This is a genomic window from Serratia bockelmannii (assembly GCF_008011855.1).
Classification (GTDB): Bacteria; Pseudomonadota; Gammaproteobacteria; order Enterobacterales; family Enterobacteriaceae; genus Serratia; species Serratia bockelmannii.
In genome coordinates, this window is sequence record NZ_VOUX01000031.1 from 135,116 (window position 1) to 147,715 (window position 12,600).

Genomic DNA, 12,600 nt, shown 5'->3' on the forward strand with positions numbered 1-12,600 from the left:
TTAGACTAGGCCGCCTGTTTTTTACCAACCAGCCATAAATTGAAGAAGTGAATACCCATGCGCGTCGCTGATTTTTCGTTTGAACTTCCCGAATCCCTGATTGCCCACTATCCCCAGGCCGAACGCAGCGCATGCCGCCTGCTGCAGCTGGACGGGCCGAGCGGGGCGCTGACGCACGGCGTATTCACCGATCTGCTGGATAAGCTGGAAGCCGGCGACCTGCTGGTGTTCAACAATACCCGCGTGATCCCGGCGCGCATGTTCGGCCGCAAGGTCAGCGGTGGCAAGATAGAAGTGCTGGTGGAGCGCGTGCTGGACGACCATCGCGTGCTGGCGCACGTGCGCGCGTCGAAAGCGCCCAAGCCGGGCGCCGAGCTGCTGTTGGGGGATGATGAGAGCATCGCCGCTACCATGGTGGCGCGCCACGAGACGCTGTTCGAGCTGCGCTTCAACGACGAACGCGATGTATTCACCATTCTCAACGCGGCCGGCCACATGCCGCTGCCGCCTTATATCGCTCGCCCGGATGAAGACGCCGACCGTGAGCTGTATCAGACGGTCTACAGCGAGAAACCGGGCGCGGTCGCCGCGCCGACCGCCGGCCTGCACTTCGACGAACCGCTGCTGGCGGCGCTGCGCGCCAAAGGCGTGGAAATGGCGTTCGTGACGCTGCACGTCGGCGCCGGCACTTTCCAGCCGGTGCGCGTGGAAACCATCGAAGATCACGTGATGCACGCCGAATACGCCGAAGTGCCGCAGGAGGTGGTGGATGCGGTACTGGCCTGCAAAGCGCGCGGCAAGCGCGTCGTGGCGGTGGGCACCACCTCGGTGCGTTCGCTGGAAAGCGCCGCTGCGGCCAGCAAAGAGGCGCTGATTGCGCCGTTCTTCGGCGACACCAGCATCTTTATCTATCCGGGCTATCACTACCAGGTGATCGACGCGCTGGTGACCAATTTCCACCTGCCGGAGTCCACCCTGATCATGCTGGTGTCGGCCTTCGCGGGCTACAAAAATACCATGAACGCCTATCAGCAGGCGGTGGCCGAGCAGTACCGCTTTTTCAGCTACGGCGATGCGATGTTCATCAGCCGTAATCCGCAGGCGGAAAACGAGTCCGTCGGCGGTTAATTTCCCGGGCTGCGCCCACGGTGCGGCCCCGTTTCAACGACATCAGACTGTTTCTCTGATGCTCATGCGGCAACATGAGTTAGGGGGCGTGTTTGTTTTACTGTAAAAACATTAACTTACAAGAGTAATTCTTACGGCGTCGCTTGTGTTTTCGGTGTCTTGTGCCAAAAACGTGACAATGCCGCTGAATTTGTTCAAATGCTCACCGCTCAGGTGGGCATACTTATTGACCATCTCGAGCTTCTCCCATCCCCCCAGTTCTTTTAACACCATCAACGGGGTTCCGTTCTGAACGTGCCAGCTTGCCCATGTATGGCGGAGATCGTGAAAGCGAAAATCTGTGATACCAGATAGCAGGAGTGCGCGTTCGAAATCCGTCCTGTTTATGTACCCCTCCTTTTCTCCGTCAGCCGAGAACACATACTCGTTGTCGAACGGGATTTCCCTCATAACTGTCACTGCGTCATCATTCAGCGGCAGCGGCCTGGCCTTTCCTGACTTTGCATTTTCAGCTGTCACAACGGCCACTCGTCGCCCCAGATCAACATCCTTCCATTTCAGCGATAAAATCTCCCCCAGACGAGCACCGGTCAGCAAAGCAAACGAGCACACCCACTTCATCCATTGATGGTGTAAATTTGCGATCAGTGACTTTGCCTCGCTCTTTTCTATCCATCGAACTCTAACCGTTGGCTCTCTCAACGACTGCGCGTAAGGTTGCCTATCAAGCCATCCACTTTTGTCGGCGAGCGAGAAGCCCCTCATGATGAATGATCGGTATCGGTTTTTGGTAGCGTTAGCCAGGCACTTTCTGGTAGCCAGGTTATGAGTCGGCAGGTTATCTACAATTTCTTCCCCGGTGATGGAGGACACGACTCTACCGCCGAAGATGCCAAGCCAGTATCGAGCGTAAATCTGCTTGTTCTCATAACTTGATTGCCCTTCGGCATCTCTCAGCGCCAAGACAACCATATCTTCGAACAGCCTCTCCGGTCGCTTGTCTAGGTTGGCTACGGCCCAGAGCTCATGCTTTAACTTGTCGTGAAGTTGCTGAGCCTTTACCTTTTCCTCGGTGCCAGCAGAGCGTCTAATTCTCGTGCCGTCTGGCGCGGAGATATCAATCCAGTATTTTTTACCCCTCTTGAAGATCGGCATCGTTTTGACTCCTTGCTGCCGACCACAGCCAGTCGGAAGACATTGTTATTGGTCTGCGAGAATTTTTCTATGCTTTCTTTGTTAGCCCTCCACGACCCGCCGACTTTGAACATGTGAAATTTCGCAGGGTTTCGGTATATCGTATGGGGGGAGACTTGAATTTTTTCCGCGTACTCTTTGAGCTTCATGAATTTGGCCTCGTCCGAGGCTGCGCGGGTGTCGGCCATGATTACCTCGTTATTTCCCCTCCCGCACCCGATGAACCTCACAGCAAAGGCGCAGCCACACCGGCGGAGACTTCGGCCAGTATGGGGCTATCTTCACTGCGTGCTTATCGAGTAACTGACGGAGGGTTAAATTGTTGGAAGGGGAGTCGAAATCTCTTAAAAGCTCCCTGGCTGTACTGCGGAGAAGGTTTTTCTTTGTGGAGTCCATATCATGCAACGCCTACCTCCATCGTTATGCCTTTTCCTATGCGCAGGAGTTCGTCTCTGGATATGGTTGAGAACTGGCATCGAGGCTTGATAAATGGCCGCCAGATGAAAAGCAAACTGCCTTTGCTGTTGCCATTCTTCCCCGGCTTGCCCGTTGCTGAATTGATAAACGCCAGGCGGCCATCGGTGATAAAGCGGACTTCATCGACTGACTGCAGCGCTAACGAAAACCAGCCCGTCGATGTGTCCGCCGGCAACAACATCACGATCGACTGATTCTGCACGCGGCATTGCTCCGCAGCCTTAAACACCCACGGGGTTATGTCGCTGTATGGCGGATTGCACCAGATGGCGCCGTAACTCACCCAGTCGATTGACAGCGCGTTATCCTGCTCTGTCTGGTAGTGAGCGCATAGCGCGTTGCCATCGTCCGCCGCTGCATCCAGGAAGAAGCCAAATTCAACATCCAGTGCGTTGAAAACTTCGATCGGGGTTTGCCACCGGTCTTTGTGTTCTGGCGGCGTGTTGCTGGCAAAAACAGTGCTCAATTCTCACCTCCCCAGCAGCGCACGGCCGCGTTAACGCAAAACTCTATGCGGATTTTAATCCACGGAACATCGACTGCTCGCGCGAGTTTGAGGGACTTCTCCCAAACTTCAGCGGCCTTTTCATACCATCCGCGTTGTTCACATTCAGCCGCAATTCTGGCGATATTGCGGTATGCATCATAGGTGCCCATGTTTAAATCCTGATTTGGTTGTTGTAGCGCTCGTGGGACATAACCTCCCATGAGTTGCCGTTATCTTTTGACAGCAATCGCCAGCAGCGGGCCACTGGCAGCGTTAAATGCTTATGTTGGTATGTCCGGTTGGGTTTCTTTTTGCCCTCCCTGTAGGCGCATAGAACCCCCTCAGCTTTGGCGCGGATTCGTTGTGGAATTCGTGGTTTCATTTTTACCGGCGGTTTATTTGGTGATGGTGGTCGGATATCAAACCCATAAAAATTTACCTGCCAAAGAAGTAAAGGCATGATGTGGATGACGTCCAACAATAATCGCGAGTGTTACCCATGATAGGAACAGTGGTTGCAGCTAAAGAAATTGATGATGAAGCCACACGAAGCTGCTATTTGGTAAGCTTTGGAGAAAATGAATATGCTGTCCTTACCTCTCCATGTGATGTTTTCCTGAGGGTCGGGGATGTCATCTACGAAGAAGAAGGCCGCTGGCGCTCCGAAGCTCTTGGTTGGTTGAGAGTTGGACCAATAAACATAACGGATAAGGCCAGGGCTGAAGAAGAATATGCAGAACTAAAATAGCTTCTGCCACCCACCCTCCGGCGCTGCTGCCAGCATTGCGGCATCAATTTGTTCGCGCAGTTTAGTGGCGTGATAATCATCCTCTTCATCAGTGATGGTTTGCGCTGTGAACATTGCTTCACTCCCATAGCGAAGAGGCTTTCTAACTGTGACATGGTGCGCTACGAGCCAGTCCATGCGCCGGGTGTCATCCGGTACTGCTGGCGCTGGCGGGGCGGTGAATAATCGCTGCAAGCTACTCAACAGCACCACTCGCGATTGTCGCGGGCATTCACCCGCGGGCAATGCATGGCGTTTAATTCGCTCGATATCGCATGCCACCGGCTGCGCCTCCCGGTTAGCCAGGAGTTCGCGAGATGCCCGCCATGCTTTCCACATCAAGCGCACAGCCGTCGAATTGGACTCAGTGATAGGCATCGCCATTTCTTCGTTAAACCACTCTTCAAACTGCTGGCGTTCAGTCGTTAGTGTCATGCATCCTCCCCTCTACGGTGAAGCCAGCGGCGCGAACTGTGTTTTTAAATCCTTCTTGCAACTCTTTCGCAGCCTCTGGCTTGTAACAGTCGAAGGATGGCAACCGCACCGGCGTAGCCAGCCGCTTTTCCAGCTCGGCTATGCGCTTCTCCTTAGTTTCCAGTTCTGCCAATAGAGCAAGGATAGTTTCAGGATCTGCCGCCGCCACAAAACGGGCCAGTTCCACGCGCTGGCTTTTAGCGGTCAAATCTGAAGCATCAAAGCCACTCCCGTCGATTATTTCAATGCCTGTATCGGCGCATAAAGTAGCTTGCGTATTGGCTTTACCGATGAATGCTTTAAATCGCTTGATAGGGCATTTATCAGCCCGTAATTTCAATGCGCTCAACTTATTGTCCATCTGCTGCCTCATGATTGACGACGTAGTTTTTCGTGAATGGCTTCACCGGAAACTTCATTCTCTTCACAGCCAGCCGTGAAATCTGCCTGGTGCTCAGCAATGAACTCTTTCAAGGCGTAAGCCTCTTCCTCTTCAAGCTGGTATTTTCGGATGTCTTCGAACGCCACCATGCATAGCTTGCCGCCGAGAATCTTTGTGCCAAACCCAACGCCAGGCTCCTTGCCGTCTTCGAACTCAACAACGAACGTGTACTTGCTCATAATGCTTTCTCCTGGGCCTCGGCCCTCTGGACTGGTTCTTGCTGTTTGTATGAGCGGCCATAAATAATGGATTCAATAGTTGATGTGCTTACCAGGAATTGAGCCGCCAAGTCCTTCACCTTCTTGCCTCCACTCCTTAGGCTTCTTATCTTCTGCGCCTGCTCATCAGTAAGCTTCGAGCCTGGGTGATTTCCGCCTATTTGATATGTTCCATGTTTCTTTCTGTCATCCGCATTCTCCTTGGCTGTGCCATATTTCAGATTTGACGGACGATTGTCTTTTGGATCTCCATTCAGGTGCCTTACTTGCAGTCCGGTTGGGCATGGCCCATGGAAAGCATCTGCGACAAGTTGATGAACTCCAACTGAGCGAGATTTACCTGATTCAAAAGAGATGCTGACATTCAAATAGCCCTTATTTTTCTTGCATTGCTTCAGGTAATAACTGAATGCAGGGTCAATGCTCGAAGCAGATCCACGATTTTTGCCTGTTCCGCGTCGGCGGTGAGAAACAATCCTGCAATCATCCGTCGCCGAGTAACCCGGGTAAGAGGGGAATGGTTTAATCATTTAACCCTCCGGAACGATATCGCCCACACCCATGGGTTAGCTCGCCAGCTTTCTTCGCCGTAGATGGACTGCCACAATTTCAGGAACCCAACGCGATATAGCGCTTCTGGCGGCGTGATGATGTGTTGCGATGGCGCCACACCTTCAGACTTGGCGTCCTCTTCGCTGAGATCGTTCAGCCGCTCAACGCGGACGCCGGTAATTTCCAGCGTGATTCTGCTTGCCCAGCGCGGCATGTGGATTGATGGGCGCCAGCGAAATGGCACATGAACATCACTTTCAGGGCTATAGATTCCCCGAACGCCATTCACTACTTCTATATCCGAACAGCGATTGTTATCCGCTGCATACCAGACGCGATCATTTGGATAGTAATTGGCAAAATCTGAGCTCCACGTCTCGCGCACCCACAACCGATCGCCTACCGCTCCGAACGGACACGCATAACCCTCATCTTCACCTGCAACGCCGAAAACCTGACCCGTAGCCGGTTGCAGATAACCGTCTTTATCGATGACTCCAGGGGTATACCAGCGAGCGGAATAATCCAATTCAAGGGACATATTCATAGGGTGGAAATGCTCAGATGGCTGAACCTTCATAACCCGCCGCGTCTGGGTCTTGCGGCCTGATAAAATCGCTCTCACCATTTCTGAGTTGAAAATCACTGGGCGCTCTTTCATTTGGCCTCCCGCAGCTCGGTGGCGAAATGCTTAGCCCTGGCCTCTACCTGACGATAAATACCGGCCTCTTTCTGGTCGCCGTCTTTGGCCGCCATAACCTCCTGCTGTGATGCCCATGCGGCAAACTTCTCCACTCCCTGCGCCTGGATAGCTGCAAGTGCTGCGTCAGTCTGGGTAACTTCCAAATTGACTGCATTGTCTACTGCCGTGAAAAGCATGCCGTCGGTTCCGGTTTCCAACGTGTCAGCAATGTCATCAATCGCTGCGCGCATTGCCGCATTCTCCACAGCCAGCGCGTCGCACTTGACCAGTGCCGCCGCAGCATCAGAGAAATACCCTTTGCATTTGGCTTCCGACATTGAAAGCTGGCGGTCAAGCGCATTAACTCGCTGCAATGCTTCCTGCTCGCCAACTATTGCATTGCCAAGGTTGTACTCAAGGCGATCGCATTTATCTGCCAGCGCATCGCACTTGGCTTTAAGTGCTTCATATGTCAATGCTTCAACTTGAACCGTCATCGTCATTTCTCCTGATAACCCGCTTGCCATCGACAATGACGGCATTTTCTTCAGCCTCTAACGCGTCGAGGTAATACCAACCAGGGCGCTTAACTGGATCGCCTTTTTTCAGGCCTTCGAATTGCTTGATCGCGTTGTTAACGACTTCTTGCGGGCTTTTCCCGCGATTGGATTGATCTGACATGAGAGTCCTTAGCCCTGCATGACAGGGCTATGTTTTGTAGAGACCAGCTCAGAAGGGAATGTCATCGTCAAAATCAGGTGCGTGTTGTTGCGTGGCGCTTTGTTGCCGCTGCTGGGCGACCTGCTGAAGGCGAGAGGTCGGTTGGTTGTTTTGGTTGCCAAGCATAGAGCGCTGCCCACCGATACCACTCGTTTGAGGTGCCGTGTCATTGGTTAAGCGTTCATCCTTATCCTTCAGGACAGCCAGGAGCTTATCAACGGCCTCGGCCGGCGTTCCGTCGATCGCCTCCTTGTAGGTTTTACGCGTGTTGGCGCCAAAAACTTGTTTGATGTCGAATTTGTAACCGTCTCCGCCATCGTTTTTGGTGTAGAGAATTTTTTGCAGAACGAAACCGATCGGCTTTCCTTCAAGCTCTTTGCAGTGAAGTTCGATATCGCCTTCGCTGTTCGTTTGCTCGGTAGCGTTGAGTTGCTTAACTTTCGTCAAGCCCATAATGGCGTTGATCAGCGCCGAGCCATGCTTAAGCGGCTGTCCTTCGCGGCCTTTGTAATTTATGCGCAGGTAGTTGATTTTGCCCACGTCGGACTCGATGGAGAATTCCATCGCTTCGGATTGTGAGTCGCGCCCGGTGGTAAAAATGGCGCTGCTGATATTGCCTGCATAGGCGCCAGTTTCAGAAGCGCCGGCGGCGCCGGCAGTACGTGCGGATTCGTCATCAAAGGTAAACATTGGTTGCATTATGCTGGTGCTCCATCGTTGAGTTCGTAATATTCGCGGATCGCCGCATCAACGGCGTTCAGGTCGTTATCGATTTGGAAGCTGTCAAACAGCCCGATCGGTGACTTAACCGGGTCGGTTCCATCTGATTGCGTGGTGAAGTAGTAGCGGCCATCAGTAACACCAGTGCGTAGGGCGATACTGAACATGCCTTCGACGGTTATTTTTTCGTCAAGCATCTTGCCGATAGTTTTCATCTTGACGCGGCCGGCGGGTGTTTCTTCGGTGTGAGCAAGGAAGTAGACGATCAGGTCATCGGCTGCTGCCTGTGCGGCTCTGATTACGTCCCAGGCGCCACCGCCTATTTCAGTGAATTTTTCGAAAGATTTTTCACTACGCCGGCGCATGAACTGATTGCCCATCACATACTGGAAGTCATCAACAACGACGAATTTTTTACCTGCTCGCCGTGCGAAGTTGATGATCAAGACAATATCCGCCGGTATGTCGGTAAAGAACACGTTGCCGGTTTTGGCCTCGAAATCTCGCGGTTTCCAGCCGGCGGAACGGAATGGCAGGCGTTTGTTTTCCGGGTTGATGAGAAAACCGTCATCAGGGTTAAGCTTCATCATGCTTGCAGATTTGCCAGATCCGGAATCGCCCAGGATAAGGACTGGAATACCCATCAGACGAGCGCCCCCATCGCGTGTTTTATGGTGAACTCCTGGTCTTCATTCAGATCCATATTCGCCAGCGCCCAGCGCAAGTAACCAGGATCGTCTGAGGCGATGTCGACGAAGGTTTTCCCCTTATGCTTACCGAACTGCATCGTGTGTAGCAGTGATGGGCGTACGGTGATGTCGCGCATTTGTGAAATGCTCCAGCGCGCGATGCTGTTCATATAGAGCAGGTTGGTGGCTGTCACATAGCAGTCATACAGCGCACGGTGAGCATAGAGGCCTTCAGGCACATCGGGCTTAAGGCCGAAGCGATAGCGCAGGTACTGATTGCCATGCCGCTCTTCAGGCCATAGCTTGCGCGCCAGCTTCAGCGTGCAAATCCATGGGGCCGTGATTTGCGGAAGCTTCTCACGGTCAAAAGCGGCATTGTGTGCGACGTAGATATCAGCACCGAGGTAACGGTCTATCACATCGTCGATCGGCGGTGCGTCAGCGACCATTTCTTCGGTGATGTGATGAATAGCCATTGCTTCAAAACTGATGGGCTCAGGAGGGTGTACAAGGTCGCTCATGGGGTTGCAGATAACGCCATCAACGATGTCGACGCTGGCTATTTCAACCACACCGCCTTCAAAGCTGGTGGTTTCAGTGTCAATTACACGAAAGGTAGTGCTCATGATTAATCCCGATGGTTCGTGCATCGGCTATGGCGTCGATTTGTGCCAATCGATGCGCCAGCCGGTCGAGGTCAGCGGCGCCCAGCTTGTTAGCGATGCAGATTGATAGAATGAGGTGTTCAGCTGCGACTTGCTGGCGTGTTGGTGTCTCGATAACCATCAGATCCATACGGCGCCCATAGCCAGCAGGCATAAAGTCAGAATGGTCAGGGTAAAGATGCTTTTGCCGTAGTTACGCTTGGCGGAAAAGTCACACCCAGATAGGTCATGCTTATGTTGAATACGCGTGTTCAGGCTCACCATGCTGGCCTCCGCTGTATTGTGTGCATCCGCCGTTGCAACGATTTGATGTTTTGGCGGGAGTGATAGTAGGAGGCGCAACGATCAGCGCACACCAGGATGTCGACCATCTTGAAGCGGCCGTCGGAATAACGCTGAACCTTCACATACTTGCACTTCGACTTTGGCAGCTCTTTTTTACAGTGTTCACATACCGTTAGCGTTGGCAGTGGTGTCATAACATGTCCTCTCGGTAGAAATTCACATGGGTAAGCGCGCCCCACAAGGTGCGCTTATTGATGTGAAAAAAGAGCCCCGGCGAGTGGGGCAAACTGGAAGAAACGAAGGTGTCATGGTGAGTGCCAGGGTGATGCCTGGCTTCAGATGCCTTTACTTTTAAGCCCAATAAAAAACCGCATCCCTCCGGGCTGAATAACTTTATCTGGACAGGTAAAACCCCAGCGCCGACCAAAGCGCGACGCAGATGACAACCACGCCCAGCCAGACTTTTTCGTTGAATGTCATGATTGCCTCAGTGCGCCCCGTAGGGCGCGGTGGGTGTTAATAGCCGCGTTTTGCTTTGCGGGCGTAGAACAGCGCTGCTATGGCTGCAAATCCATCTGCACGAAGTTCACGGTAGAGAATTAGGCCGTAACTTTTCATCGTGTAACCCTCTGCTGTTAGTTGGCGCACTGGTGCTTTTTGCTGAATACGCGCTGAGCCTGGATTGCTTTGCCCGCATCTGGTGTACGGTAGAAAACCTCGCGGCATTTGTTGCAGAACAGAACCTTCAGGCCGTGGCCATCAGTACCCCAGCCAACGTGCTCATTGATTGCTTTCATCGTGTAGCTCCTCAGTGGTTTTATGCCTACCGCCCAAACTGGCAGCGGCAGGGTAAATCCACTCGTCGTTTTAAGCTGCTTGTGCGTTCGCCGGGCGCTAACCGGTTACTTAGTGATGCTTTACGCCTCCTTTCCCTCACTGCGTCGCCGTGGGAACCCGACCTGTAACACCGTCGTCGCGTGGCTGGCCTGTAGGCCATGAGCCGATTTACTGCTTCATTGGCTTGATCTCCTTTGTTGATAAATCGTCACCCAGTCCTGTCCGCTGCATGCCGTTGGTGCCATACCCCCGTAAGGGCTGGGGACTACCGGGTACTGAGTTGCGCAGATCTCTCTGCTCAGTGCTGGGTGACTAAACCTGATTGTTAAAGAGCGTCCCGGTGGTTTGGGGTGACGTTGTTGCTGTCGATGAACCAATAATCAACCATTGGTTATTTTTAGTCAATACCATTGGTTGATTTTATGGTTGATTTTCTCTTATGTGGTTGATGTTTGGTTTGTTATTTTTTGAAAAAAAACTGAGCGGGATTTGTGAGGGGATTTTTGGGCGAAAAAAAACCGGCCAAATTGGCCGGCTTGTAGGGTTGGATGTTTACCAGGCGGATGATGACCAGAACACTCGTCCGAGAACCACCAACTGCTCTTTGCGTTGCTGGTAGTTTAGGTGTTCCTCATCGTACTCGTCTTTATTGAGAGAACGGATAGTTACTCCACCGTCAGGGTGTTCCATCAGTATCTTCACTCGAAGCAAATTACCATGTCGTATCGCATAGGTCTTACCCTCTCTGATCCGGGTGTCATCAGTGTTGATACCCACTATATCGCCATCATGTAAGCGTGGCTCCATGCTGGAACCTGAAATTTTCACCAGCTTTGCTGCGGATGCAGAAACGCCCATGTCATGGAGGAATTGACGCCTAAAGGTGAAAGTAGATGATGCCTTTTCAATCATGTCATATGTGCCATCCCCAGCAGAGAATCGCACATCCAAGAGAGGTAGTTCGACAAACTCATCATCATCTATGGGTTCAGCCGTTGAACTATCATCGTTGTCATCATCAAGCTGAATTACTGCGCTATCCCTACTGTTCCCGCGCCCGTATTCGAGCCATTCGGCCCTAACTCCAAGCCATTCGGAAAGAGCAACAATACGATCAACCTCAGGACTGGATTCAGCATTAAGCCATTTCCCAACAGCAGTTGTGGTAACAGCAATGCCGCGCTTTTTAAGAGCTGCTTGGATATCAACTGCTCGCCCATGAAGCCTTACGCCAGCCTCATCGCAGGCAAGCTTAAGCCGCTCTGCAAACTTTTCGCGTAATTCGTTTTTAGTAACCATTGGTTGATTCTCTTATAGATTGACTCAACTATCAGTTGTGCTATAACATCAACCAATAGTTATTTTTTGGTTGTGGAGATAAACCATGAATGAAGTAAAAAAGGCCATTAAAGCTGTAGGCGGCCCTGCAAGAGCAGCAGAAATCTGCGATCGGTCTGTAACGGCTATCCAAAAATGGCAAAGCAAAGGGTGCCTTCCTCGCACTGAATACACAGGTAAAACCAAATACGCAGAGATCCTGGCAAGTCATTCCAATGGAGAAGTAATTGCCTCTGAGCTTTTGGAAAAAGCGAACCCTGACCGGGTGTCATGCTGACTAATTTACAAGGAGATTATTTATGGAAAACAACGCAATAGCACGAAAGTTAGAACCACCGATTATCAACCCCGTTGAGATTGAGTGCGTTCTGCTCACCCGGCTTGCGTCAGTAGGGCAGAAAGCCTATGCCGAGCATCTTGGCATCAGTGAATCCACAGCCAGCCGCCGCAAAGGTGAAGGGCATTTTGCAGCTATGGCAAAGGAGTTAGCGTTTCTGGGTATTCAGGCTGCACCCCCTGAAGCCGTGCTGGTTTCCCGTGATTATTTGGCGTCTGTTGAGACATTGGCTGATATCGGATTAAAAGCAGAGCGCAGCCGTCCTGGGCCGCTGGGGTGGGACTAATGAATCATATCCAGTTCATTGAGAAACATATCAAGCAAAAGCTGATTGAGGCTGGCTATAGCTCTGCTATCGCTCAGGGGGGGGGCAAATGAAGGTGTTGACCTCTACAAGCGCAGTTCACAAGCCAGCGCCAAAGGAAGGATGTTTGATGACTGTTATCGGCATGCGCGGTTGTGGGCAGAGAAAAACAGCACAGCCGTTGATAAGCCGATCAAGAAAAAACAAAGCCGAACTGCGCCAACAGCTCGGCCGGGTCTTTTTTAAACCGTCGGAGGTTTGAAT

The 12,600-nt window shown here is 52.2% G+C and carries 22 protein-coding genes; 5 read left to right on the forward strand and 17 right to left on the reverse strand.

All coding sequences use genetic code 11. The features are described 5' to 3' along the window. Positions 1 to 57: 57 nt before the first annotated feature. A complete protein-coding gene (gene queA, locus FOT55_RS14945) occupies positions 58 to 1,128 on the forward strand; it encodes a tRNA preQ1(34) S-adenosylmethionine ribosyltransferase-isomerase QueA (RefSeq protein ID WP_004940394.1) in 1,071 nt (356 codons plus the stop codon). A gap of 111 nt (positions 1,129 to 1,239) precedes the next feature. Here the strand turns inward: queA and FOT55_RS14950 are convergent, their stop codons facing one another. The 4 genes from FOT55_RS14950 to FOT55_RS25760 all read right to left on the reverse strand — a co-directional run bounded on the left by FOT55_RS14950 (position 1,240) and on the right by FOT55_RS25760 (position 3,746). Beyond that, positions 1,240 to 2,283: a tyrosine-type recombinase/integrase gene (locus FOT55_RS14950; RefSeq protein ID WP_147823629.1), complete on the reverse strand. Its 1,044-nt coding sequence runs from the start codon at positions 2,281 to 2,283 to the stop codon at positions 1,240 to 1,242. 436 nt (positions 2,284 to 2,719) lie between these two features. Next, positions 2,720 to 3,265, reverse strand: coding sequence for a phage N-6-adenine-methyltransferase (locus tag FOT55_RS14960; protein WP_147823630.1), 546 nt, complete (start codon positions 3,263 to 3,265; stop codon positions 2,720 to 2,722). Beyond that, positions 3,262 to 3,456, reverse strand: coding sequence for an ANR family transcriptional regulator (locus FOT55_RS14965; RefSeq protein ID WP_187181947.1), 195 nt, complete (start codon positions 3,454 to 3,456; stop codon positions 3,262 to 3,264). Before FOT55_RS14965 ends, FOT55_RS14960 begins: the two co-directional genes overlap by 4 nt. 2 nt (positions 3,457 to 3,458) lie before the next feature. After that, entirely contained in the window at positions 3,459 to 3,746 is a 288-nt protein-coding gene (locus FOT55_RS25760; RefSeq protein WP_462362593.1) for a ParE family toxin-like protein, read from the reverse strand. A 39-nt stretch (positions 3,747 to 3,785) separates the two neighbouring features. Between FOT55_RS25760 and FOT55_RS14975 the strand changes: the two genes are divergently transcribed. Then, entirely contained in the window at positions 3,786 to 4,034 is a 249-nt protein-coding gene (locus FOT55_RS14975) for a hypothetical protein (protein ID WP_147823632.1), read from the forward strand. Here FOT55_RS14975 and FOT55_RS14980 read toward each other — a convergent pair. From FOT55_RS14980 to FOT55_RS15030, 13 genes are all read right to left on the reverse strand, one after another. Next, entirely contained in the window at positions 4,026 to 4,508 is a 483-nt protein-coding gene (locus FOT55_RS14980; protein ID WP_147823633.1) for a hypothetical protein, read from the reverse strand. The genes FOT55_RS14975 and FOT55_RS14980 overlap by 9 nt on opposite strands. Continuing rightward, entirely contained in the window at positions 4,492 to 4,908 is a 417-nt protein-coding gene (locus tag FOT55_RS25690) for an ead/Ea22-like family protein (RefSeq protein WP_147823634.1), read from the reverse strand. The genes FOT55_RS14980 and FOT55_RS25690 overlap by 17 nt, the downstream gene beginning before the upstream one ends. An 8-nt stretch (positions 4,909 to 4,916) precedes the next feature. Continuing rightward, on the reverse strand, positions 4,917 to 5,168 hold the full coding sequence (locus FOT55_RS14990; RefSeq protein ID WP_147823635.1) for a hypothetical protein: 252 nt from the start codon (positions 5,166 to 5,168) through the stop codon (positions 4,917 to 4,919). Further along, the gene (locus FOT55_RS14995) at positions 5,165 to 5,737 is read right to left on the reverse strand and encodes an HNH endonuclease (RefSeq protein WP_222706557.1); all 573 of its coding nucleotides are present in this window, start codon (positions 5,735 to 5,737) and stop codon (positions 5,165 to 5,167) included. The genes FOT55_RS14990 and FOT55_RS14995 overlap by 4 nt, the downstream gene beginning before the upstream one ends. Further along, entirely contained in the window at positions 5,734 to 6,420 is a 687-nt protein-coding gene (locus FOT55_RS15000; protein WP_147823636.1) for an ASCH domain-containing protein, read from the reverse strand. Before FOT55_RS15000 ends, FOT55_RS14995 begins: the two co-directional genes overlap by 4 nt. Further along, the gene (locus FOT55_RS15005) at positions 6,417 to 6,938 is read right to left on the reverse strand and encodes a hypothetical protein (protein ID WP_147823637.1); all 522 of its coding nucleotides are present in this window, start codon (positions 6,936 to 6,938) and stop codon (positions 6,417 to 6,419) included. The genes FOT55_RS15000 and FOT55_RS15005 overlap by 4 nt, the downstream gene beginning before the upstream one ends. After that, complete coding sequence (locus FOT55_RS15010; protein ID WP_141997345.1) at positions 6,922 to 7,122, reverse strand: hypothetical protein; 201 nt, start codon at positions 7,120 to 7,122, stop codon at positions 6,922 to 6,924. The genes FOT55_RS15005 and FOT55_RS15010 overlap by 17 nt, the downstream gene beginning before the upstream one ends. 48 nt (positions 7,123 to 7,170) lie before the next feature. Then, positions 7,171 to 7,860 carry a hypothetical protein gene (locus FOT55_RS15015; RefSeq protein ID WP_085819283.1) on the reverse strand — a complete coding sequence of 230 codons (690 nt, stop codon included), beginning with the start codon at positions 7,858 to 7,860 and terminating at the stop codon, positions 7,171 to 7,173. Continuing rightward, a complete protein-coding gene (locus tag FOT55_RS15020; RefSeq protein ID WP_049188569.1) occupies positions 7,860 to 8,525 on the reverse strand; it encodes an ATP-binding protein in 666 nt (221 codons plus the stop codon). The genes FOT55_RS15015 and FOT55_RS15020 overlap by 1 nt, the downstream gene beginning before the upstream one ends. Then, on the reverse strand, positions 8,525 to 9,196 hold the full coding sequence (gene exoX, locus FOT55_RS15025; RefSeq protein ID WP_147823638.1) for an exodeoxyribonuclease X: 672 nt from the start codon (positions 9,194 to 9,196) through the stop codon (positions 8,525 to 8,527). The genes FOT55_RS15020 and exoX overlap by 1 nt, the downstream gene beginning before the upstream one ends. 159 nt (positions 9,197 to 9,355) lie before the next feature. Further along, positions 9,356 to 9,499, reverse strand: a complete 144-nt coding sequence (locus FOT55_RS25440; RefSeq protein ID WP_187181948.1) for a hypothetical protein — start codon at positions 9,497 to 9,499, stop codon at positions 9,356 to 9,358. A 656-nt stretch (positions 9,500 to 10,155) separates the two neighbouring features. Next, a complete protein-coding gene (locus FOT55_RS25445) occupies positions 10,156 to 10,317 on the reverse strand; it encodes a hypothetical protein (RefSeq protein WP_154640411.1) in 162 nt (53 codons plus the stop codon). Between the two features lie 592 nt (positions 10,318 to 10,909). Continuing rightward, complete coding sequence (locus FOT55_RS15030) at positions 10,910 to 11,656, reverse strand: S24 family peptidase (protein WP_147823639.1); 747 nt, start codon at positions 11,654 to 11,656, stop codon at positions 10,910 to 10,912. 85 nt (positions 11,657 to 11,741) lie between these two features. Between FOT55_RS15030 and FOT55_RS15035 the strand changes: the two genes are divergently transcribed. The 3 genes from FOT55_RS15035 to FOT55_RS25450 all read left to right on the forward strand — a co-directional run bounded on the left by FOT55_RS15035 (position 11,742) and on the right by FOT55_RS25450 (position 12,598). Then, positions 11,742 to 11,972, forward strand: coding sequence for a helix-turn-helix domain-containing protein (locus FOT55_RS15035; RefSeq protein WP_072269640.1), 231 nt, complete (start codon positions 11,742 to 11,744; stop codon positions 11,970 to 11,972). Positions 11,973 to 11,994: 22 nt separating this feature from the next. Next, on the forward strand, positions 11,995 to 12,318 hold the full coding sequence (locus FOT55_RS15040) for a CII family transcriptional regulator (protein WP_147823640.1): 324 nt from the start codon (positions 11,995 to 11,997) through the stop codon (positions 12,316 to 12,318). A gap of 88 nt (positions 12,319 to 12,406) precedes the next feature. Next, entirely contained in the window at positions 12,407 to 12,598 is a 192-nt protein-coding gene (locus tag FOT55_RS25450) for a hypothetical protein (protein ID WP_187181949.1), read from the forward strand. The last annotated feature ends 2 nt before the right edge of the window (positions 12,599 to 12,600 follow it).